General features: G+C 45.2%; 19 protein-coding genes. 1 reads left to right on the top strand and 18 read right to left on the bottom strand.

What is annotated here, in order from left to right:
• Positions 1-35: 35 nt before the first annotated feature.
• The 10 genes from OCV54_RS05245 to OCV54_RS05200 all read right to left on the bottom strand — a co-directional run bounded on the left by OCV54_RS05245 (position 36) and on the right by OCV54_RS05200 (position 13889).
• Positions 36-2168, bottom strand: a complete 2133-nt coding sequence (locus OCV54_RS05245) for a TaqI-like C-terminal specificity domain-containing protein (protein ID WP_055222942.1) — start codon at positions 2166-2168, stop codon at positions 36-38.
• Positions 2169-2473: 305 nt separating this feature from the next.
• On the bottom strand, positions 2474-2977 hold the full coding sequence (locus OCV54_RS05240; RefSeq protein WP_055222940.1) for a DUF2798 domain-containing protein: 504 nt from the start codon (positions 2975-2977) through the stop codon (positions 2474-2476).
• Positions 2978-3121: 144 nt separating this feature from the next.
• On the bottom strand, positions 3122-5038 hold the full coding sequence (locus OCV54_RS05235; RefSeq protein ID WP_201309366.1) for an ABC transporter ATP-binding protein: 1917 nt from the start codon (positions 5036-5038) through the stop codon (positions 3122-3124).
• A gap of 60 nt (positions 5039-5098) precedes the next feature.
• Positions 5099-6850 carry an ABC transporter ATP-binding protein gene (locus tag OCV54_RS05230; RefSeq protein WP_055222939.1) on the bottom strand — a complete coding sequence of 584 codons (1752 nt, stop codon included), beginning with the start codon at positions 6848-6850 and terminating at the stop codon, positions 5099-5101.
• A gap of 313 nt (positions 6851-7163) precedes the next feature.
• Complete coding sequence (locus OCV54_RS05225) at positions 7164-8684, bottom strand: hemoblobin-interacting domain-containing protein (RefSeq protein ID WP_055222937.1); 1521 nt, start codon at positions 8682-8684, stop codon at positions 7164-7166.
• A 117-nt stretch (positions 8685-8801) separates the two neighbouring features.
• Positions 8802-9803: a helix-turn-helix transcriptional regulator gene (locus tag OCV54_RS05220; RefSeq protein WP_015533599.1), complete on the bottom strand. Its 1002-nt coding sequence runs from the start codon at positions 9801-9803 to the stop codon at positions 8802-8804.
• A 33-nt stretch (positions 9804-9836) separates the two neighbouring features.
• Positions 9837-10349 (bottom strand): phosphatase PAP2 family protein, encoded by a 513-nt coding sequence (locus OCV54_RS05215; RefSeq protein WP_015533598.1) that lies wholly within the window; start codon positions 10347-10349, stop codon positions 9837-9839.
• A complete protein-coding gene (locus OCV54_RS05210; RefSeq protein ID WP_015533597.1) occupies positions 10349-10690 on the bottom strand; it encodes a phenylpyruvate tautomerase MIF-related protein in 342 nt (113 codons plus the stop codon). Before OCV54_RS05210 ends, OCV54_RS05215 begins: the two co-directional genes overlap by 1 nt.
• Positions 10691-10712: 22 nt before the next feature.
• Entirely contained in the window at positions 10713-12704 is a 1992-nt protein-coding gene (locus OCV54_RS05205; protein ID WP_055222933.1) for an NAD(+) synthase, read from the bottom strand.
• A 309-nt stretch (positions 12705-13013) separates the two neighbouring features.
• Positions 13014-13889 carry a phosphoribosylaminoimidazolesuccinocarboxamide synthase gene (locus tag OCV54_RS05200; protein ID WP_015533595.1) on the bottom strand — a complete coding sequence of 292 codons (876 nt, stop codon included), beginning with the start codon at positions 13887-13889 and terminating at the stop codon, positions 13014-13016.
• 422 nt (positions 13890-14311) lie between these two features.
• Here OCV54_RS05200 and nrdD point away from each other — a divergent pair, with 422 nt between their 5' ends.
• Positions 14312-16507 (top strand): anaerobic ribonucleoside-triphosphate reductase, encoded by a 2196-nt coding sequence (gene nrdD, locus OCV54_RS05195; protein ID WP_022216859.1) that lies wholly within the window; start codon positions 14312-14314, stop codon positions 16505-16507.
• A gap of 121 nt (positions 16508-16628) precedes the next feature.
• Here the strand turns inward: nrdD and OCV54_RS05190 are convergent, their stop codons facing one another.
• From OCV54_RS05190 to OCV54_RS05155, 8 genes are all read right to left on the bottom strand, one after another.
• Complete coding sequence (locus OCV54_RS05190; RefSeq protein WP_015533594.1) at positions 16629-16844, bottom strand: hypothetical protein; 216 nt, start codon at positions 16842-16844, stop codon at positions 16629-16631.
• A gap of 26 nt (positions 16845-16870) precedes the next feature.
• The gene (locus OCV54_RS05185; protein ID WP_015533593.1) at positions 16871-17077 is read right to left on the bottom strand and encodes a hypothetical protein; all 207 of its coding nucleotides are present in this window, start codon (positions 17075-17077) and stop codon (positions 16871-16873) included.
• 116 nt (positions 17078-17193) lie between these two features.
• Positions 17194-18636, bottom strand: a complete 1443-nt coding sequence (locus OCV54_RS05180) for a DUF6034 family protein (RefSeq protein ID WP_015533592.1) — start codon at positions 18634-18636, stop codon at positions 17194-17196.
• 70 nt (positions 18637-18706) lie between these two features.
• Positions 18707-20185: a DUF6034 family protein gene (locus OCV54_RS05175; RefSeq protein WP_055222931.1), complete on the bottom strand. Its 1479-nt coding sequence runs from the start codon at positions 20183-20185 to the stop codon at positions 18707-18709.
• A gap of 173 nt (positions 20186-20358) precedes the next feature.
• Positions 20359-20637 (bottom strand): hypothetical protein, encoded by a 279-nt coding sequence (locus tag OCV54_RS05170; RefSeq protein WP_015533590.1) that lies wholly within the window; start codon positions 20635-20637, stop codon positions 20359-20361.
• 46 nt (positions 20638-20683) lie between these two features.
• Entirely contained in the window at positions 20684-21148 is a 465-nt protein-coding gene (locus tag OCV54_RS05165; protein WP_055222929.1) for a threonine/serine exporter family protein, read from the bottom strand.
• A 13-nt stretch (positions 21149-21161) separates the two neighbouring features.
• Positions 21162-21974, bottom strand: a complete 813-nt coding sequence (locus tag OCV54_RS05160; protein WP_055222927.1) for a threonine/serine exporter family protein — start codon at positions 21972-21974, stop codon at positions 21162-21164.
• A 42-nt stretch (positions 21975-22016) separates the two neighbouring features.
• Positions 22017-22679, bottom strand: a complete 663-nt coding sequence (locus OCV54_RS05155; protein WP_262563263.1) for a DUF6709 family protein — start codon at positions 22677-22679, stop codon at positions 22017-22019.
• Between the last annotated feature and the right edge of the window lie 8 nt (positions 22680-22687).

Genomic DNA, 22687 nt, shown 5'->3' with positions numbered 1-22687 from the left:
TCTTCCTCTTCCTGATCAATTAAAGTATATTATTTTTATAACATATATTTGTCACCGGATAAAGACTGCTTTATGAACTCGTACTCTTCATCGGTAACTGAGTACAGCTTCCTAACAATGTCATCTATCTCTTCATACAACCTGTATCGCTGCAAATGGTCTTTACCTGTCTTGTACGTCTGCATTTCTGAATTCACAGAACTTTCTGTGATAAGTTCTTCTGCCATAAGCTCTTCTGCCTTTGAGATTATGCGTCTCTGTGTCTCCTCGTCTGCGACTGGAACAGGAATATTCTCTATATGGGATCTCAGAACCTTCACTGCGTTGTACCGCTTCTCATATATGTACTGCGCCACCCTTGAATTGAGTATCGCCATGATATATCTCATATCAAGTCCCGGTATATGTGGAATGACCACATTGCAACTGTTCAACGTAAGCCTCTGCCTGTCGTCATATGCAAATACAAGCTGTCTGTTGATAAACCTGTAGATCAGTTTCTCCGGAGCCCGGTAAAGCTCCAGCGGCGCCGCCTGCTGATACAGGGTAAGTTCCGGATACATATATTTTTCCGTTTTTCCGCATCTGTATCTGTATACATCTGCTCCGGTTATCACTGCCTCCATTCCCTCTCCGCATTCTGTGGACACATATTTCGCATTATCCCCGGTCACTATTCCCAGTGCAAAATCTGCCTGTCCACGCAGAAATTCACAGTTATCTGTATTTTCTATTCTGCAAAGCAGCCTGTACTCATCATCAGTGAGCCTAAGCATAAAATTCTCACTGCCAAGCGGCCTGTCCGTTCCTACAACAAACTCTCTGCCGTCTCTCTCGATCACCGCACCTTTGCTATGTCCAGGATCAGAACTCTTTTCAAGCTGCAGCACCAACGATGGACATTGCACACCATAGAATGCATCGCCAAGGAAACTCACCCGGCTCACATTTGCCGATTCGGCTATGATCTCCCTGATCGTCTTATGATTATGTACATCTAACAATGCCTCCGGCAGCACAAATGCAAGAACTCCTTCATCTGTCAACAGCTTCAGCGCACACTCCACGAACACATCAGACGACTCCACGCCCCTTCCGGCTGCAGTTCTGTATGCTTTCCTGAGTAATGTCCGTGTCTCCCTGTCAAATGTATATCCCCACGGCGGGTTACCGATGATGATGTCATATCCCGGATCAGCCAAGAGCTTCTTATCATCCCCACCACATTCTGAATCATTCCTGTATTCTGAAATGAAGTCTCTGCGCTCTATGTGCTCATATATTGTCCAGATCGCTTCGTCCACATTGACATGTCTTCTTCCGGACAATCTCCCAAGTGCCAGATTGAACCTCGCAAGCTGTACACTGAGTTCATCTATATCGCACGCATATATATTATTTAGTTCTATATCATCCGGAAGCTGTATAAGGAAATTACCGGTTCCGCAACATGGATCGAATAATCGCTTACCGCCCTCAGATATTCTGCTTCCCATATCACCGGTCACATCACTTATCAGCGTTCTTACTACCTTTGTCGGCGTATAATATGAACCAGCCGCCTTCCGGCTGCCTGCATCTCTTATAGACATATAGAGAAGTCCAAGTACGTCCTCCCCCTTTTGATAATAGTAATTGGTGTCCATAAGATTTTTGTTATTATTTGCCCATGATAATGCTGCTTTTTTGTCCTGAATTATATCATCGATCAGCGCACTCCATACACCAATTGTCAAGCTTCCATCTATATATGCAGGGAATATTTCTCTGTCAACAGTAATCTCACCACTGCTTACCAGCAGCTTGAGTGCACAATCCGCCAGCAGAGTTCTCATGACCATCTCAGTCACACATATATTCTGCCTCTCCAGCTTATCCACCAGACTTTTTACTGTGTCTGTACTCTCGCAAATGTCTGACACATATCTGTCATACAATCCTTTGCCGGACACATACCGCTTATTCCGCCGGCTTCTGAGCGACCTTCGTTCGCCAGTTTCCAGTGACTGTTTCAGATTACTTACGTACTCCTCTGTGAAATACATCTGACCGGCCGTATCTATGCCCTGTGATTCAATTTTCCCAAGTCTGAGCCAGTTCCGCCCCGTTGCCCTCGATATTGAAAGCTGCTGACACAATCCATCCAGCGTTATGTATTCCTCACTCATACACAGCCCCTCGTTTCTTCATATGTCTGCCTCATATGCTTTTCCTGATCATATTCAAATATATTCATACGCAAAATCTCCGCCTTATTCTTCTTCAAAAAATCAGCCAGAATATTATTCCTGCTCTTATGAAAAATGTGATATAAAAGCATGAGAAATTCGCAAATTATAGATACGTTGGAATGGTCCGTTTCTTACGTTCGGACTCATAGAAACCTTCGACTTGAAACCTATGCTTTGAACGGATTGTAACACCTCGCCCAGCCTTTGTCTATACTTTAGGCAAAACTCTCCAAAACGGAGAATTATGACTCTGGCTGAGGTTCTTTTGATGGCTCTACACAGCCAGAACCCGCAAGCTGTCTCTTAAATATAGTTCTAAATATCAATCTCACAAGCGGTCCGCAATAGCAGAGCTGCCAGAGCAGTGCAACAGGGAGATTCATTCCCCATGTCTGGATAAATGTACCAACACTTGGTGAATCCTTGAACAAAACAGTTGCTATAAGGCCCATGGTTGGACACATCATTATGCAGATGTAGAATGATATCATGAAGGTTATCACCTGTGGTCTGTCAGTCGGTCTCACGATCTTGAACGCAAGCATTGGTGCAAGCTTTCCAACCACGAAAAGCTCAAGCACAATAGCTATCGGCCACATGATCGGCATCTCATGAAGTGCCATGACAAATGTCTGATTGGTGAAACCTCCTGTGCTTAATGCTACATTGTAGCAGATCATTCCATAGACCATGAACATGGCCATGATTGTTGTGAATACAAATTCCTGTAATTTGTTTTGTGGCATAATAATTTCCTCCTTAAAATAAAAAGCCCAACGAAACTTTCATCTCGTTGAGCTTAACTGCGACTACCATTAATTGCCCCTATAATAGCACATAAACTTTTATATTGCAAGTAATTTTCAGTTTTTTATACACAATTCAAGTGCTTACGCCTGCCCAGCCACGGCCTTCTTGCCAGTGTACAGCTGATAATATCTGCCCTTCATGTCAATGAGCTGATCGTGGGTGCCTCTCTCTATGATACGTCCCTGCTCCATGACCATGATGCAGTCCGCGTCCTTAACCGTGGAAAGTCGGTGAGCTATGACAAATGACGTTCTTCCCTCCATGAGGGCATCCATTCCCCTTGATACCATGGCCTCAGTTCTCGTATCGATGGATGATGTAGCCTCATCAAGGATCAATGCCGGTGGATCCGCAACCGCTGCCCTTGCAATCGCAAGGAGCTGTCTCTGTCCCTGACTGAGGTTTGAACCGTCCCCGGTGAGCACCGTGTTGTAGCCGTCAGGAAGTCGCTTTATGAAATCGTGAGCATTTGCAAGCTTTGCAGCCTTGATGCACTCCTCATCCGTGGCATCCAGCTTGCCATATCTTATGTTGTCCATGACTGTTCCTGTGAACAGATGTGTATCCTGAAGCACTATTCCAAGGCTTCGTCTGAGATCCGGCTTTCTGATCTTGCCTATGTTGATATTGTCATACCTTATCTTGCCGTCCTGTATATCATAAAACCTGTTTATCAGATTGGTTATGGTCGTCTTGCCCGCACCTGTACTTCCGACAAATGCTATCTTCTGCCCGGGCTTTGCATACATATTGATGTCGTGAAGAACAATCTTATCCGGATTGTAACCGAAGTCAACATTCTCAAATTCAACCTCGCCTGTGAGCTCCCTGTATGTGACCTCGCCAGTCTCATGCCTATGTCTCCATGCCCAGAGTCCAGTTCTCTCCTCGGTCTCCGTGAGATTGCCATCTGCATCCTTCTTTGCATTTACCAGCTCAACATAGCCCTCGTCCTCCTCTGGCTTCTCATCCGTCATGGTAAATACCCTGTCGGCTCCGGCTGCAGCCATGACTATGGCGTTGATCTGCTGGCTTATCTGTGTAACCGGCATCGTAAAACTCTTGTTAAGCGTCAGGAATGCCACAAGCGTTCCTATGGTAAGACCTGACCATCCATTTACTGCAAGTACACCTCCAAGTACAGCGCAGAGAACATAGCTTATGTTTCCAAGGTTCGCATTCACCGGCATGGTAATGTTGGCTATCATATTTGCCTTGTAGGCGCTGTCCTGAAGAGATCTGTTCAATTTGCAGAAATCGTCATATGCCTTTTCTTCGTGGCAGAACACCTTGACAACCTTCTGGCCGCTCATCATTTCCTCTATATAGCCGTTGACCTTACCAAGATCCTGCTGCTGCTTCATAAAGTATCTTCCCGACTTCGCGCCCAAGCTTGATGTCGCCTTTATCATGATTAGTACCATGACAACCGACAGAACCGTGAGCGGTATATCAAGAACTATCATAGCAATGAGTGTTGAGATAAATGTGATGCTTGAGTTGATAAGCTGCGGCATACTCTGGCTTATGACCTGACGGAGTGTGTCAACATCATTGGTGTACACCGACATGATATCTCCATGTGCATGTGTGTCAAAGAAAGATATCGGAAGGGATTCCATTCTCTCAAAGAGCTGAACTCTGAGCCTCTTCATGGTTCCCTGAGTCACATTTACCATGATCCTGTTGTACGCGTATGCGCAAATGATTCCCAGCACAAGTATAAGACCAAGCCCCAGCATCCTGTGGGCGAGAGGTCCATAATCAGGCGTGCTCTGTTTCATCATCGGTTCAATATATACATCGATAAGTTTCTGCATGAACATCGATATACTCAGTATTGCAAGTGCTGATATAAGTATGCTGACCACAACTGTAACGCATGCCAGCTTGTATTCCTTGAGGACATATCTGAGCAATCTTCCAAGTGCCTTCATGGGATTTTTGCCCTGATCCTTTCCAGGTCTCTTCAGCCCTGCATCCACTTTATCATCCATCTTATTTTCACTGTATTTCTCTGTATTTCCTGTCATTACACTGCCTCCTTTCCTCCATAATTAATTCATCTTCTCATCGAAATCACCGCCGCCAGACATCTGTACGTCGTAGATCTCCTTATATATCGTGTTGTTCTTTAACAGATTCTCATGTGTGTCGAAGCCGCTGACCATTCCGTTATCCAGAACTATGATCCTGTCAGCATCCTGCACACTTGATATTCTCTGGGATATGATGATCTTGGTGGTGTTCGGTATCTTGGTTGCAAATGCCTGTCTGATCTTCGCATCCGTGGCGGTGTCAACTGCGCTTGTGGAATCATCGAGAATGAGTACCTTCGGGCTCTTGAGCAGCGCTCTGGCAATGCAGAGTCTCTGCTTCTGACCGCCGGACACATTGCTTCCGCCCTGCTCGATCCAGGTGTTATATCCATCCGGCATCCTGTCTATGAACTCATCCGCACAGGCAAGCTCGCACACCTCACGGCACTCATTCTCCGTGGCATCCGCCTTGCCCCATCTCAGATTATCAAGTATCGTACCCGAAAACAGCACATTCTTCTGGAGCACAACCGCCACTTCATTTCGGATGACCTCCATATCGTAATCACGCACGTCATGTCCTCCGACCCAGACCGAACCACCGTCCGGTTTCACATCGTAAAGTCTGCTTATCAGATTGACAAATGTCGACTTACCGCAGCCGGTTCCACCTATCACACCAACTGTCTCTCCAGACTTTATGTGAATGTCAATATCCTTCAGCGTGTCCTCTGCACTTCCTGCCTTATATACAAAATCAACATGGTTAAAATCTATTCTTCCATCAGGGACCTCCATGATCGGCTCATCAGGATTGGTCATGGTAGGTGTCTCCTCAAGGACCTCAGATATTCGTCTCATACTTGCCATACTCATGGAGATCATGACAAATACCATGGACAGCATCATCAGCGACATCATCATGCTCATGACATAGCTGAAAAGTGATGTAAGATTTCCAGTTGTCATGCTACCACTGACTATGAAGTGTGCTCCGATCCACGACAGGAGCATCATACATGTAAAGATGACAAACATCATGATAGGATTGTTGAAAGCCAGCAGACTCTCAGCCTTTATGGACAGTTCCGCAAGAACCTCTGCTGCCTTCCCAAACTTCTTATCCTCATATTCTTCCCTGACAAATGCCTTTACAACTCTTATCGCTGATACATTTTCCTGAACACTGGCATTCAGGTTGTCATAGTTCCTGAATACCTCGTCAAATATAGGTGTTACCTTGAATATGATGAAGAACAATCCAAATGCAAGAACCACAAGTGCTGCCACAAATACAAGTGACAGCTCCACGTTGATTGTAAAGCACATTATCATACTGCAAATGAGCATGAGTGGCGCACGGACTGCGATTCGTATGAGCATCTGGTACGCGTTCTGTACATTTGTCACATCAGTTGTCATTCGTGTTATAAGACTTGCGGTGCTGAATTTGTCAATGTTGGTAAATGAAAACTCCTGCACATTCCTGTACATGCCCTCCCTCAGGTTGCAGGCAAATCCTGTCGATGCGCTGGCAGCGAATTTGCCCGCCATCACTCCAAAGAAAAGGCTCAGGAAAGCCAACACAAGCATGAGTCCGCCATACATATACACCTTGCTCATGTCCTGTCCGTTGATTCCTTCGTCAATTATTTTGGCGGTCACAAATGGAATGAGGATCTCCATAAAGACCTCTGCCGCCGTAAATACAGGTGTGAGTATTGAGTCCTTCTTGTACTCGCCCACCTGACCAAGCAATGTTTTGATCATTCTATTTCCTCCTTGTTTCGGTTTGAAATGCTGACAGAATCCTCAGATGCACAAAATCAGGAACTTGATTTATGATATGCGATATCTGATCGTCAGCTATGTGTGATTTAACGCAAGTTGCATAAATATTAATACTTCTATTTTTTAATGTCAATAGTATACAGAGGCGTTTTGTTTGTGAAATTTCTGTGTATTTAAAGTATTTAAAGACATATTAAAATAAGGCATATGAACATCTTTTTAGTCCATATGCCTCATTTTATAGAGATCTAATATGTAATTTCCGCTCTAACAGCCATTTCATTCAAAGCCATCAATGGGTCTTGAACCTTTTCTTAACACAAATTCCTGCAACCCCCACTATTGAAACAAACATAAGAATCACATACAACTGCAAGTCTGTACTGTCACCAGTTTTTGGAGATGATTGTGTTGTTTTATCCGTTGTACTTGTCTCCTGTGTTTTATTGGTTGTACCTTCCGAAGGCTCCTGTGTTGTACTGGTTGTGTCTTCCGAAGGCTCCTGTGTTGTACCGGTTGTGTCTTCCGAAGGCTCCTGTGTCCCCGTTGTCTTCTCGTTTACTGTAAAATGAGCTGTCGCTGTTCCGCTCTCAGAGACAATGCCAAGTGTATGCTCACCCTCCGAAAAACCGGCAACATAATCCTCTTTCAATGTTACGATTATACTTCCAGATTCCACCGTATAATTACTCTCATCTATGGTCTTTCCGTCAACCTCAACACGAATAAAATCCCTGTATGCAGCATCAGATGTGAATGATAGTGCATTCTTCGCACCTGCTGTTACTGTCGCTCCGTCTCCCTTGATAATAACAGGGGCAAGTTTCGCAAGCACTGTGTCTTCCTTTTTAATTTCATTTTCTGCTTCTTCATCACTAAAATACTTATTACATTTATCACAGAACCAATATGTGCTGTTTCCTTCTTTGGCAGCAGTAGCAGCTTGCTTTTCTACTTTTTCCATATCGTGACCGGCGTTTTCTGCTGTCCGTACATTTTCCTTTGTTTGAGATTCAAAAGCAGAATTTTCAAATGTCACACTGTATGTAGTTAATTCTGGCAATACGCAGTTCTTTTCCTGTATTACTGTTGCTGTTGTATCTGCTGTCTCACTTTCTACGCCATCACATGCTGTACATTTTCTTTCTGCTGTACAGTGTTGATTGTCTGTGCTCCATGTGTATGTTACATCTCCATAACTATGACCTACTGCCGGAATCTCCGTATAGGTGGTGTAATCACAGTTACTGCAGGTATCGTAAGTTTCCCAACCGTTTGCGGTACAAGTCGCCGCCTGTGCATCGTGATGTACGAGGTCGTGACCCGTAGCTTGGATCGTCTCTGTTTTTATTCTGCCGCATCCAATGCAAGTATACTTTCTCTCCCCCTCTGTTGTGCAGGTTGGAGAAATAGTTATAGTGCCATTATCCCAAATATGTATTCCAACATCGCCCTTTTCTGCGCAGACATTACACTCATGCCAATGATTGTTTTCATCCGAAATCCAGTTTGAGTTCCAATCATGTCCGAGAGGGGTGGATGTTCCTCCGCAGATCGTGCAAGTCTGTCCGCTTGTGCAGGTTGCCGTTCCGCTCCACACATGCGCAGAACGTGGATTGGTGATATTAGTGCCACATTCTGTGCAATAAACGTGATGCCAATGATATCCAGCGTCTTTGTATTCATAAGTTCCGGTTGTACTTACCCATTTACCACAGATGTCGCAATAGGCTCTGCCCGCATATGCCGGTATCCGCAGCAGCATCAGCACCATGCACATAGTGAGCAGGGTGGTCAAAATTCTTCTCTTCATATAGTTCCCTCCCTTAAAAATAAATCTGAGTTTGGTTAGTGATTTCTGTATATAAAGATTTTATCATTTTGACTTCTTCCATGTAATCTCCGTTTCGATACGAAAATGTATATTTTCCTATTTCAGCATATAATTTTTCAGCTCATCCCTCTTATTTATATTCATTTTTTCATAAATCCTGCTCAGATAAGTTTTAACCGTATTGGGTGAAAATCCCAGATAATCTGCAATTTCCTGATTATTCCAATCTCGGCTTGCCAGCATTGCAATCGAGAATTCCACTGTGGATAATGCATCCGTCACTGAATTTCCTGACATAGGATTGTGGATTGACATCCATCCCCTGCTAAAGGCAATGACTTTATCAGATAATTTGTTATATAGTTTTGAATCCTCCTTGCGGATACATGACTCCAGAAGTCCCTGCAGCAAACCATGATGTTCAACGAAAGGTTCCAGAAATTCGTCTTCTTTCGCCACGTTCCACGCCAGCATCAATGCATCTTTTGCTTTCTGCTGATTTTTCAGATTCATCTGACACATTGCAATCATACAATACAGATAGATCATACTAATAGGATATATATCATCCCTGAACATCAATGCTGCCTCGCAAATTCCAAGTGCCCTGCCATACTCGCCTTTTAAATATGCCATGTGAGCTATTACATAGGCAGAAAACAGCTTAATTCCAGGCGGCAATGTTACTGCATAAAGCTCCACATCCGGAAGTTCATCCACCGAAAGATGCAAAAGCACAGAGGACATATATCCCGCAAATACACTGACAGCCCTGTCCTCAGCGGATGAAGGATTTTTCGTCTCTTTTTCAAGACATTTCTGAATCTCCCTCAGTCCTTTCCTTGATGCAGCTTCTCTGCCAAGTGTCAGATTAGAGTATACATATAACAGGCAGGATGACATCTTCAATTTTATATTATGGCTCATCAGATAACGTTCTGCTATATGATTGCACTCCTCCGCCTGCCCGGTAAAATAATAGTATTCAGCACGTGCTATCTCCTGAAAATCCCTGTCTTCAAAACTGTCTACCATCTTTTTCGCTTCACCCGGCTGAAATGCTGCATTGATCAACGGCAGTATGGTATATTCACTCATAATCGTATCCCTCCAAACCAACGATCCGCCAAATCATTTATCAATCGCTCTAAGTATAAATCCTGCTGCCACTCCAGCTGCCACGCCTACCACTATTCCGCCAATGATATCTGTTGGGAAATGCACATACAGATACATTCTTGAGAACGCTATGAGGATCGCTATCACACAGGATATTGCGCCCAGCAGTTTCTTCCTGCTCATGAACAACGCCGTGACAGCCGCAAATGACGCCGCCGTGTGTCCCGATGGGAAGGAGTAATCCGTTGGTTTCTTCACTATCAGATCTGTAAAATCCGCCACATCATATGGTCTTGTTCTGGCGACAAGATTCTTTAACAGGCAGTTGGTTATAAGAAGATCAAGGATAAGTGCGATGGCCATGCACAGCCCTGCCTTCCTCGTCTTTGGAATAATCAGCAGCACAGCCGCCAGCACTATCCACAGTATTCCCGCATTTCCAAGGGATGTGATCGCCACCATGAGCTTGTCAAGCCATGGGGTATGTATATTCTGGAGAGCGTCAAGGACTTCTATCTCCCACATCAGAAATTACCGCCGTTCCAGCCCCAGTCATGTACGCCGTGGTAAGTCACGTACACCGCATTTCCCGGGATTCCAAGTACATCTGCAAATATATCGCAGATCTTTCCTGTCATGGCATCACACGCTTTAGGAGTCACATCACCGAATACGCTAACTTCCACATATGCACCCTTATCAAGTTTCTTTCCGCCCATGAACAGGTCGTATCCATCGTTGATGCCGACCATAAGGTAGCTCTCCGTCTTGTTCATCGTTGTTATCGCCTGACCGAGACTGCTCTTAAGAGTCTCCTTCTGGTCATCGCTCATCTTCACTGTAACCTTTGAATCTATAAATGGCATTTCTTTGTCCTCCTAAATTATATTACAAAAAATCCTCAAACTCTATCTCAGACGGCAGTCTCAGATCTCCTCTCGGGCTGACCGACACGGTTCCAACTTTCACACCGTCCGGCATACAGTTCCTCTTGAACTGCTGGCGGAAGAATCTCGTGTAGAATACCTTCTGCCATTTATCGATCTCGCTGTCTGAGAAATTGTACTCGTCACTCTGTCTTACAGCCTCCTTGCACAGCTCATTTACCTCCTCAGGTGACATTCCATATCGCAATGTATAATATAAGAAGAAATCGTGCAGGATGTATGATCCCACGGTGTCCTCCGTCTTCTGCGCGATGGTTCCGTCCGGGTTCGGTGGAAGCAGCTCCGGGCTGACCGGTGTGTCTATGATATCGTCTATGATCGGCGCGATACCCACAAATCCATCAACCTCCATGAAGTGTCCGACTTCGTTCACAAGTGAGCGCACCAGCGTCTTTGGTATACTTGTATTCACCGCATACATGCTCATATGGTCGCCGTTGTAGGTGCACCAGCCAAGTGCCAGCTCCGAGAGATCTCCGGTTCCAACCACGAATCCGCCCTTCTTGTTGGCGACATCCATGAGTATCTGTGTTCTCTCCCTCGCCTGACAGTTCTCATAAGTGACGTCATGCACGCTCTCGTCCTGTCCAATATCGGCAAAATGCTGTCTCACCGATGCAGCTATGCTTATCTCTCTGCTGTCACAACCGAGCAGTCTCATGAGTTCCGTGGAGTTGTTCTTCGTCCTGTTTGTCGTTCCAAATCCCGGCATGGTGATTCCCACGACAGTTGTGGGTGGAAGTCCCGCATTCTTCACCGCCTGTGCTGAAACCAGCAAAGCCAGTGTGGAATCAAGTCCACCTGACACTCCCACGACCACACATTTACAGTGGGTCGCCTCTATCCTTCTCTGAAGTCCGGCAACCTGCATCTTGAATATCGCCATGCACCTCTCAAGCTTATTTCCCGATGGGACAAATGGTGTCATCTTCACCTTCATGAGCACATTTCCTTTGTCCATGAGTGGGGTATCACACACCACCGTCTCATACTTTCTGAATGCGAAATCACGCTTGCAGTCGGCAAATGACTTGTTGGCTATCCTGTCGTGTCTGATCTTGGTGAGACTTATATCCCTTATCAGCACTCCATCCTCAAATGGCTTTACCTCGCCGAGGAGTTTGCCGTTCTCGTACATCAGATTGTGTCCTGAAAATACCAGATCCGATGTGGACTCGTACATTCCAGCCGACACATACACATATCCGCACAGGCAGTCCGACGACACACTTCCTATCAGCTTGTGCCTGTATGCAGCCTTTCCGATGACCTCATTTGACGCGGAAAGGTTGAGTATCACCTCTGCTCCCGCCATGGCAAGAAGTCTTCCCGGCGAAACCGGAGTCCAGGCATCCTCACATATCTCTATGCCAAGCTTGACTCTCTGGTCTCCGCTGCCCATCTCTATCATCACATTGTTGCCAAACAGCACTTCACTGCCAACAGCCCTGTCCCCGGCTTTCTTTGAACCGGCATTGTATTCAAGCTCATCTCCATCATCTTCCGGGTCCATGAGATTGACCATCACCGCATCATACTTTCTGGCTGAGAACCATCTCTTCTCGTAGAACTCACCGTAGTTTGGAAGGTAAGTCTTCGGCACGATGGCCACGACTCTTCCGCCCTGCAGGAACGCCGCACAGTTGAACAGCTCTCCGTCCACCTCAAATGGCAGACCGACCACCAGTGCCGACTGACCAGTACAAGTCGCCATGGCAAGCTGAAGAAGTCCTCTTCTCGCACCATCTATGAGCTTTCTGTTCTCAAACAGATCCGCACAGGTATATCCCGTGATAGACAGCTCCGGCGTCACTATGACATCTGCAGCATCCTTATACTCTTCATATATATCCATTATCTCTCTGACATTACCGCTGACACTTCCGATGTGGACCTTCGGCGTAACGGCTGCCACACGCAGCATATTCTTCATTGTTACCTCCTTGTAAAATCTCATTTGATTTTGCCTTTTCATAACATTTACACTTTACCACCCGGAGACATTTATTTCAACGAAGTTCACAACCTGATGAGTCTCTATTTTCGGTCATTTCCCAGTTCAGGGCTTGTCCGCCGGGTGTCAGATAACTTTGTGTTTTTATCTTTTGGCGAAAATGCTTTAAAAAAAGGCTCCCGGACATATCATTGCGCCGGGAGTCTTTTTTCTGCCATGCAGACATCCAGTGACATACGGTTTATCCGCCATCACTCAACACTGCATCTATATATTATAATGTACTGATTACTTTCCAAGTGGCTTGCCTGTGAGCTTCTCATAGCCCTCAAGGTAGATGTCGATGGTCTTCTGTGCGACATCATCAGGAAGCTTCCAGCCCTTGTCAGGATTAGCCTTCAGCCAGTCACGTGCGAACTGCTTGTCAAATGATGGCTGACCATGACCTGGCTCATATACATCTGCTGGCCAGAATCTTGAGCTGTCAGGTGTAAGCATCTCATCGCCGAGAACGATATTGCCATTCTCATCGAGACCAAACTCAAACTTTGTATCTGCAATGATGATTCCTCTTGTAAGTGCGTACTCTGCACACTTCTTGTAAAGTGTGATGGTGTACTCCTTGAGCTTTGAAGCGTACTCCTCGCCCTTGCCAGGGAAGTACTTCTCAAGGTGAGCAATGCTCTGCTCATATGATATATTCTCATCGTGATCGCCAATCTCGGCCTTTGTTGATGGTGTGTAGATAGGCTCAGGAAGCTTATCAGACTCCTTTAATCCCTCTGGGAGCTTGATTCCACATACTGTGCCGTTCTCCTTGTAGCTTGCCCAGCCGCTTCCTGTGATGTATCCACGAACGATACACTCGATTGGAAGCATCTCAAGCTTTCTGCACATCATGCTGTTGCCGTCGAACTTCTCCTGCTGGAAGAACTCAGGCATATCCTTTACATCAACTGAGATCATGTGGTTAGGAAGAATGTCCTGTGTCATGTCAAACCAGAACTTTGACATCTGTGTCAGAACTGTTCCCTTCTTGGAAATTACATTGTCGAGGATGACATCGAAGCAGCTTATACGGTCTGTAGCTACCATGATCAGGCTGTCTCCATTGTCATAAATCTCACGTACCTTACCTTCTTTGATTGGCTTTAATTCCTGCATTTTTTTATCTCCTTGATATTTGTATTAATACCTGTTAGAAATTGTATTCATATAAGTGTGTATCACTTTTTATGGTTGCTTGTCAAGGCTTTGACAGCCCTCAAAAATTTTTTCTCAAAATTTGTCAAGGTTTATGCGCCTCACGGGATTTTTATTGTGTAAAAGCACATTTTTCATCTTTACAATATCATTTGTGATGGCTATAATAACAGAGCACAATATCTAGTGGGTGCTTCACATTATTTCCACCAAATATATTGTGTTTACATATTTTTTCTTTATAAATAATTCCATGCGGCACAGGCAGCCGCATCTACTATATTACGTCGAACCAGACCTGATTGGCCTGATTTCAGTTAACTTGAATGATTGGAATATTACGATTAAATTTACCATTGAATTGGAAGAGGGAGGCTATTGCTGTGTCAGAGGAAGCTAAAACACACGTACACGTAATCAAAAGGAATGGAGAAGAGGTGACATTTGACCTGTCAAAGATCGAGAATGCCATCAAAGCTGCCAACAATGAGGTTGACAAACTCCACCAGCTCAACGAATATCAGGTTCACGCCATCGCGGACAACCTGGAGAAACAGATAGAATCAATGTCCCACGCAGTTCACGTGGAGGACATTCAGGATATGGTCGAGACCGGTATCATGGAGATGAGAGGATATGAGGTTGCACAGAAATATGTGCGTTACCGTTACAAGAGAGAGCTCGCACGTAAGTCCAACACCACGGACAACGGAATCCTTGCGCTCATAGACCATATGAACGAGGAAGTCAATCAGGAAAACTCCAACAAGAATCCGGTGATCAACTCGACACAGCGTGACTACATGGCCGGTGAGGTATCCAAAGATCTGACCAAGAGAATGCTTCTGCCTGAGGATATAGTTGAGGCACATGAGGCCGGAATCATACATTTCCATGATTCTGACTACTACGCTCAGAAGGAGCACAACTGTGACCTCATCAACCTTGAGGATATGTTGCAGAACGGAACAGTGATAAGTGAGACCATGATCGAGAAGCCGCACAGCTTCTTCACGGCATGCAACGTCACCACGCAGATCGTGGCACAGGTTGCCAGCAACCAGTACGGCGGACAGACATTTACCCTGTCCCATCTGGCACCATTTGTGGATGTTAGCAGGAAGAAGCTCCGTGCACAGGTCATCGAGGAGCGCAAGGACTGTGGCGAATCCCTTGATGATGCCATTATCGACAAGATAACAGAGAAGAGACTTCTGAACGAGGTCAAAAGTGGAATACAGACTATACAGTACCAGCTCATCACCCTGATGACATGTAACGGACAGGCACCATTTGTCACCATGTTCATGTACCTGGATGAGGTTCCTGAGGGACAGACAAGGGATGACCTGGCACTCATCATAGAGGAGGTCCTGAATCAGAGGATCAAAGGAGTTAAGAACGAGAAGGGAATCTGGATCACTCCGGCATTTCCTAAGCTCATATATGTTCTGGACGAGGACAACATCACCACAGATTCCAAATACTGGTATCTGACCGAGCTTGCCGCCAAATGCACCGCAAAACGTATGGTTCCTGACTACATCTCCGCCAAAGTCATGAGAGAGATGAAGGACGGCGACGTATATCCATGCATGGGCTGCAGATCATTTCCTACAAAGGAGGACGGCATCAGGAATCCTGATGGATCCCGCAAATATTACGGACGTTTTAACCAGGGCGTCGTGACCATTAATCTTGTTGATGTGGCATGTTCATCATACGGCGACATGGACAAATTCTGGAAGATCCTGGACGAGCGTCTTGAGCTTTGTCACAAGGCACTCAGATGCAGACATGAAAGACTGCTCGGGACCATATCAGATGTCGCTCCTATACTGTGGCAGCACGGTGCGCTGGCAAGACTTAAGAAAGGCGAGAAGATTGACAAGCTGCTCTTCGGCGGCTACTCAACTATTTCCCTTGGCTATGCCGGTCTCTGCGAAATGTGTGTCCGTATGATCGGCAAAACACATACATCCGAGGAAGGCAAGAAATTTGCGCTCGCTGTAATGCAGAAGCTCAACGACAAATGTGCTGAGTGGAAGGCTGCTGAGAATATCAGCTATTCCGTATACGGAACACCTATGGAGTCCACTACTTATAAATTTGCCAAGAATCTGCAGAAGCGTTTCGGCATCATCCCGGGCGTAACAGACAAGAATTACATAACCAACAGCTATCACGTACATGTAACCGAGCACATAGACGCCTTCAGCAAGCTGAAGTTTGAGTCAGAATTCCAGAAGCTGTCACCGGGCGGCGCCATCAGCTATGTTGAGGTTCCAAACCTCCAGAATAACATAGACGCAGTCCTTGAAGTCATGAAGTTCATATACGACAACATTCTCTATGCAGAGCTCAACACCAAGAGCGACTACTGTGAGAAATGTGGCTATGACGGCGAGATCAAGATCGTGACAGACGATTATGGCAAGTTGGTGTGGGAGTGCCCTAACTGCGGCAACCGCGACCAGAACACTCTCTTCGTTGCAAGACGTACCTGCGGTTATATCGGAACCCAGTTCTGGAATCAGGGACGTACACAGGAGATCAAGGACAGAGTCCTTCACCTGTAGAATTAGTCAGCTTAAAACTGATACTTTCAGATAAAAATACAGACAGCACAATTGTGAATGAAGTGACCTCAAAAAACAATTGACTGTCTGTATTTTTATTACTTTCTTATAACTACAATATCTAGCATACCCTCATGTAAGCGGCATCATCTGCAAAATCCGGCTGATCCGAAACAAACTTTATAACATCTGCGGATTTTACGCCTGGATTTCTTTTGATATAAGCAGTGAGCATTTCTAATCTTGCTGCATTCTTCTGAGCATAATGCTCCATAGCCGAGACAAACTCAAAATAAGAATCATCTATATTGTTGAGCAGTTTTCTTAATTCTTCCATAACTACGCCCCCTTACATTTCTATTCTCATATATATATATTATAGTTATCATATCCATGATTCTCAAAATAATACCAATATGGTTTATTATCTATTCCATACGAAATATGTACTGCGTATGTTTTTCCTTCGTATTTACTATAATTCGTATTTATTTCTCTGCAGATTTTTGCATATTCTGCCCTATCCAAGATAAATGTATTATAAACAAATCTCACAACTTCTCCTATCATTCATAATATCATCTGCACATAAATTACACAAGCTAACACCAAAACATATTATATACCCTAATTTGTGATAATTAATGCAAATGTAATTTTTGATAGATTTAGATGTAATAATCCGTTTAATACGTCTCCCACAACTTCATCTTCTTGGCATTATCCACTATGTCAATGCAGCTTCCGTCAATTGCATTTATACATATAATCTGGGATATCTCCCCTACCGTGTCCTGTCCCCGAAGCTCCTCGCTCTGTGTAAATATCCATGCAGGAATGTAGCAGAGCTTTCCATCGTCATCTGCTGTCGCCATGTATCTGAGTGCCACGTTGTTGAACTGAACCTTGCCATATCTGGTCTGGTATTTCTCATAATATGTTGCAATGCCCTCATTTGCCTTTGCGATCATGTCGTTCCAGCTCATGAGTTCCACATCCTCCGCCTGCAGGGATGAAGGATCTGTGTAAAGCTGGGAAAACATATCTACAACTCCATCATCATCAATATTTAATGTTACACTGTCACCAGGCTCAAACATATAGCCATTCTGTGTCTGGAGATTGTCAACGTTATATAATTCGCCCTCTCTCTCCTTTGCTCCGTATATAGACCTGCTGAGCGTTACCGAGTATCCACTCACCTTGGTCTGCTTTACCTCGCCATTGTCATCCGACCATATTCTGGCAAGCGGCTCTGTCTTTGTACTCTCCATACCGTCTATCCCCATCTTTGAGAGGAAATTCATCGCTTGGGATATGGCATCGTTCTCCGTGAGTTTGCTCTCATTTGTGACATTGGTCAGATCTATGTCTGTGGCATTGCTGATGCCCGTCACATAGGTGTATGTTGCGCCGCTCACACCATCCAAAAGCTTGTTTTCCTCACTCTCGGATTTGTAAAATGATATATACACACCTGCGTCTGTATTGTCATCCTCACCGCCATACTGTGATATACTCACCGTATATTCCTTGTCTCCATATTTGCCTGTATACGATGAATACGGATCATCATAATTCTCCAGCAAAGGAAGTGAATCCGGTGCATCTGCCATCTGCTTCTTGTATGTCTCTATCTGGGTATCATACCAGGCATCCGACGAATCATCCCCCTGCCCCTGAGCCTCCTTCTTAAACTTCTCTGTACTCTCTATCATACTCTTCAGCTCATCCTTGGTCTGCACTCCATCCTTGCGGATATATATGCCCTGGGACTTGTCCAGGAGTCCCTCGACAATGCTCTGTATCTGTGCAGCATCAAGCTTCATAGTGCTGTAATATACCCTCTTCATGGAATCCGTATCAGGAATATCTATCGAACCGGAACAGCTTATCTCTGACAAGCCCGAATTGCCCACATCAAATGTCTCATCACACTTCTCCGGGATTCCCAGACTCTTTGCAAGGCTGCCACCCGCATCGTTACTGCCATCATCACTGTATCCACTTGCCGAACCCGACTCTCCATCCAATGTATAATCAACCTTTTTATTTCCACATCCTGTCATCTGCATCGCCATCACTCCTGCCAGCACACATGCCGCTATTCTTGTCGCTCTCTTTCCCATGATTATCTTCCTCCTTGTCATTTCGCAAATATTCATATATTAGACATTTCATCTGACCATATCAGCACATTTATTTTGATATGGTTTTTGTTCCTGCCCCAGTCTCCGGGTCTGTTCCGTACCATGTCTCAAGACATTTTGCAGTCTCAATTATATCTACACAGCTTCCATCCACTGCGTTTATGTACACAAGCTGCACTATATTATCGTATGCGCCATGCTCATCTGAGATGTCATTATTTTCAGACTGGGTCAGTACCCATACCGGTATGTACACAAGATTTTCTCCATCCTGTATACAGGGAACATACATAAATTCCACATTGTTAAACCGCACCTCTGAATAGGCGGTAGGATATTTTTCATAATATTCCGCTATGCTCTCGTCAGCCTTATTCACCATATCTTCCCAGCTTAGGAGATCCACCTTTTCCCTGACAAATGAATCCGTATCCGTACTTAAGGTTGCTCTCACATTAAACACTCCGCTGTCATCCACACATACGGATATCCAGTCACCCTCGTACATGACGTAACCATTTTTATTCTTCAGGTTATCCACTCCTGTCGGGTCTATATAGGCAGTATCCACTCCGCCGATCTGTATTCCAAATTCGAACATGTACCCATTCTTTTCAGCTTTTATAATTTCAAATCCGCTGTCCAGCCACGACCTCACAACAGCCTGACTTCCGCATTTTGCCATTCCGGATATTCCCATCCTATCCAGAAATGCCTGAGCTTCATGCTCTGCTGTATTTTCATCTATCCCACATTTATTTTCCTGGTCATCAATATCGCCGCCAAAATAGTTTTCCCCGGCGGTCTCCGTCATCACTGCATTTTCCACATCTGCAAGATATTTCTGCTCCTGATCACCCGCCGGCTCATATACTATGCTTACCCTGCCAGATGCATCTGCTGTGTCATCCCCGGATATCCACAGGCTGTACTGTTCACCGTCATGCTGGCCTATGTATATCTTATTTGTCGTATATTCTCTGACCGGCGTATACGAATCGGGGGCTTCCTTCATCCGATTCTTCGTCTCTGCTATGTCACTCTCATATATCTCCGCAACATCCTGCTGCCTTTCTTCCAGCGCCTGCTGCCTGTACACCTCTATGAGGTCTATCTCCTTCTGTATCTCCTCCTTCGTCATATTCTCGTCGCCGTCATCACGGCAATATATTCCCTGGTCTTTGTCAAATACACTCTCCACCATGTCCTGTATCCTCGACGTATCCATCCTCATCCTGTCAAAGCTTACAGTATACGCCCTGTCCACATTTGCAACCTGTATGTCATCATCCACAAGACTTATCTCCGAAAGCTTTGAATGACCGGTATCAAATGTTAGATCACAGCTATCAGGAACGCCAAGCCTTATACCGAGTGGTCCTCCGCCATGATTCTCCTCAATGGAATCACCATATATGTAATCTGTCCTGTCCTCATCACTGCTCGACCTGTTCTCACAGCCACACATGCCACATACGGCAAGTACAGACATGACCAGCGCAGTTTTCCGCCACGAATTTCCTGACATTTTCTGCCTCCCTTCACATTAAACTTCAGAAATGTCTCTGCTCATAATGTATTGTAAAATGGGTGTACATTAAGAAACAATTGCCGGGAACTTTAAGATATTCTTAAGACGAAAAAATCCCTTCCGTATGATGTACCTAATCATACGGAAGGGATCTATAATCCACATTATATTTAGAATTTGAAAAACATCAGCAGGAGTATGATTCCCACAAGCGTGAGTGCCGCTCCCACCAGAAAGGCTATCTTAAACCACTTCTCATCACCTGTCACCCTGTCAAATGTATCATCCTCAACCTCAACAAAGCTGAGTGCCGTCATGGTCATAAGCCCAAGTCCGGTAAAAATCGCAGATGAAGCAGGTATCCTTATGGCCGGTATAACCCACAATATAAAATATACTACATCACATCCAAGCAATATAAACAGCTTTTTTCCATACTTCTCAAGCATAACCCTCGATCTCCTTAATATAACACTTAACCTGTATCATAACACCTTATATGTGTTTACTCAAGCTTTCCGTCTTTTTGTTCTTAAGCCTCCTTATTATGTCATCACATCCACAGACTGCGCTTATTCCCACCGCAATCCCAAGCACGAACAGCATTGTGGAATTGCCATATGCGCTTGCGGCCTTCCAGTCTGAATCAAATGCCGCGCTCAGTGTGTAATAGAGCGGAGCCCCCGGCAGAAGCGGGATAAGTCCGACTATGAGATACTGATTTGCCGGTGCTTTCATGATCCTTGCCGCTATCTCAGCATATATGGCAGCCCACAGGCTTGCCGCAAGAGATGGGATAAATACGTCATCTATGATATTTCTGACCAGAATGTATACTATCCATGTGCACATTCCATTGACCGCCGCCGGTATCACATTTCTCTTTCCTAGATTGAACATAAAAGCAAATCCCAGCGAACCTAATAGAGCAGTGACAACCTGTATGATCGTTTGCTGCACTTGTCTGCACCTCCTAAATCGTGATAAATACCGCCAGTGCAAATCCGCACGCTATCGCCGCCGCCCAGAGCAGCGACTCAACCAGCCTCAGACTTCCCGTTATCGTATCCCCTACAAACATGTCCTTCACTGCATTTGTCAGCGCAAGTCCCGGGATCAGCAGCATAATGTCTCCTATCATGACCTTGTCCTCATGTATTGGAAACACACGCCCCGCCAGTCCGATCAGCACTCCTGTGACAAATGAACACAGAAAATTAAACAGTATGTTGTTGGTACATATCGGGGCGAAATACATCTGCATCAGCCATATCCCCACAGCAAATGCCGCCGCCATAGCTCCATCAAGTATGGTTCCGCCGAAGAATACCGCAAGCGCTCCCGCCGCCAGCACGCTTCCCACGCACACCCGGAATCTCGGCGCTGATGCCTGCTCTATCTCTTCAATTCGTTCTTTCAGGCCCTCAGTGGCTAGTGGCTGTCTGCAATACTCTCTGCTCAGGGCATTTATCCGCTCCAGCTTCCAGAAGTCCGTCTTTGTCCCATCCCTGGTTCCTCTGGTCATGGAGCACACCGATCCATCCGGCATGTTCATGGTACATACCAGAGTGGATGTAATAGCAAATACGTCCATACGCTCTGCTCCATAAGCAGCTCCCATTCGTCTGAGTGTATCCTCCACTCTCTTCACCTCCGAGCCATTCCGGATCATCATGGCTCCCACATCCATGAACAGGCCGAGCATTTTCACATCCTCCGGACTTCCCTGAGGCATATCCCGCAGCTTCTCCATTCCGCTGTGCCTGTCAATATCCGCCATACCCATATGCCACCATCCTTTTTGTACAGATATACCTCATGCCATTATCTATCTCATTGGAACCTGCTGGAAGTACTGGTGTCTTCTCTCATCCACCATTTTCTCCAGTTCCTTCTGATTGTGGTTATATATCTTATTTATCTCATCGTTGTATCCTATTATTATGTATGGAACCATGCATTCTATGTATGCAAGGGTGTCATCACAGTCCTTCTCCTTCCTCATCGGAAGCGCCATTCCGCTGCCATCATTCAGCCTGACCTCGATCTGGTAAGACTTACCCGCCTTAATTCCGTACACTTTGTTCTGGTTTATGAGCTTATATACCCACATAAGCTCCCTGGTCTCGGCAAAATTCACCGTGTCACCCTTGATATACATGAAGAACTCGTTATTTAATCTGAGGCCATTCACTGCAGCACCTGATCTGTAAAACTGCTCTATCCTCTCCATCTCATATTCAGGATTTGGCTTCTTCTTGCAGTAATCCAGTACGTCTCTTATGTTGCTCTGCCTTATTGCCAGGGATACAAACCATGCCGCAAATGCGAGGAACATCGCGGATCCAAGCCCTATCCATATCGATCCTTCATCTACCCCCATTGCTGCAGCAACACCGGAGATTCCGATTGCTGCAAATATCACTGCTCCAATAATACATTTTATCCTGTACTTTGTTCCAAGCTTCTTTATCATCTGTTTTAACCCCATTTTCTTAA

It is taken from the genome of Coprococcus aceti, assembly GCF_025567285.1.
GTDB classification, from domain to species: Bacteria; Bacillota; Clostridia; order Lachnospirales; family Lachnospiraceae; genus Coprococcus; species Coprococcus aceti.
The sequence above is the reverse complement of the archived record's forward strand: the minus strand, read 5'-3'. Positions and strand labels throughout refer to the sequence as shown.

What these genes read in the sequence shown, in the direction of transcription:
- OCV54_RS05185 (WP_015533593.1), bottom strand. Translation starts at nt 17,077, where the DNA reads ATGATAGGAGAAGTTGTGAGATTTGTTTATAATACATTTATCTTGGAT.
- OCV54_RS05220 (WP_015533599.1), bottom strand. Translation starts at nt 9,803, where the DNA reads ATGAGTGAATATACCATACTGCCGTTGATCAATGCAGCATTTCAGCCG.
- OCV54_RS05210 (WP_015533597.1), bottom strand. Translation starts at nt 10,690, where the DNA reads ATGCCATTTATAGATTCAAAGGTTACAGTGAAGATGAGCGATGACCAG.
- OCV54_RS05175 (WP_055222931.1), bottom strand. Translation starts at nt 20,185, where the DNA reads ATGTCAGGAAATTCGTGGCGGAAAACTGCGCTGGTCATGTCTGTACTT.
- OCV54_RS05160 (WP_055222927.1), bottom strand. Translation starts at nt 21,974, where the DNA reads ATGGGTATGGCGGATATTGACAGGCACAGCGGAATGGAGAAGCTGCGG.
- OCV54_RS05170 (WP_015533590.1), bottom strand. Translation starts at nt 20,637, where the DNA reads ATGCTTGAGAAGTATGGAAAAAAGCTGTTTATATTGCTTGGATGTGAT.
- OCV54_RS05200 (WP_015533595.1), bottom strand. Translation starts at nt 13,889, where the DNA reads ATGCAGGAATTAAAGCCAATCAAAGAAGGTAAGGTACGTGAGATTTAT.
- OCV54_RS05205 (WP_055222933.1), bottom strand. Translation starts at nt 12,704, where the DNA reads ATGAAGAATATGCTGCGTGTGGCAGCCGTTACGCCGAAGGTCCACATC.
- OCV54_RS05240 (WP_055222940.1), bottom strand. Translation starts at nt 2,977, where the DNA reads ATGCCACAAAACAAATTACAGGAATTTGTATTCACAACAATCATGGCC.
- OCV54_RS05225 (WP_055222937.1), bottom strand. Translation starts at nt 8,684, where the DNA reads ATGAAGAGAAGAATTTTGACCACCCTGCTCACTATGTGCATGGTGCTG.
- OCV54_RS05230 (WP_055222939.1), bottom strand. Translation starts at nt 6,850, where the DNA reads ATGATCAAAACATTGCTTGGTCAGGTGGGCGAGTACAAGAAGGACTCA.
- OCV54_RS05245 (WP_055222942.1), bottom strand. Translation starts at nt 2,168, where the DNA reads ATGAGTGAGGAATACATAACGCTGGATGGATTGTGTCAGCAGCTTTCA.
- OCV54_RS05180 (WP_015533592.1), bottom strand. Translation starts at nt 18,636, where the DNA reads ATGGGAAAGAGAGCGACAAGAATAGCGGCATGTGTGCTGGCAGGAGTG.
- OCV54_RS05215 (WP_015533598.1), bottom strand. Translation starts at nt 10,349, where the DNA reads ATGTGGGAGATAGAAGTCCTTGACGCTCTCCAGAATATACATACCCCA.
- OCV54_RS05155 (WP_262563263.1), bottom strand. Translation starts at nt 22,679, where the DNA reads ATGGGGTTAAAACAGATGATAAAGAAGCTTGGAACAAAGTACAGGATA.
- OCV54_RS05235 (WP_201309366.1), bottom strand. Translation starts at nt 5,038, where the DNA reads ATGGATGATAAAGTGGATGCAGGGCTGAAGAGACCTGGAAAGGATCAG.
- OCV54_RS05190 (WP_015533594.1), bottom strand. Translation starts at nt 16,844, where the DNA reads ATGGAAGAATTAAGAAAACTGCTCAACAATATAGATGATTCTTATTTT.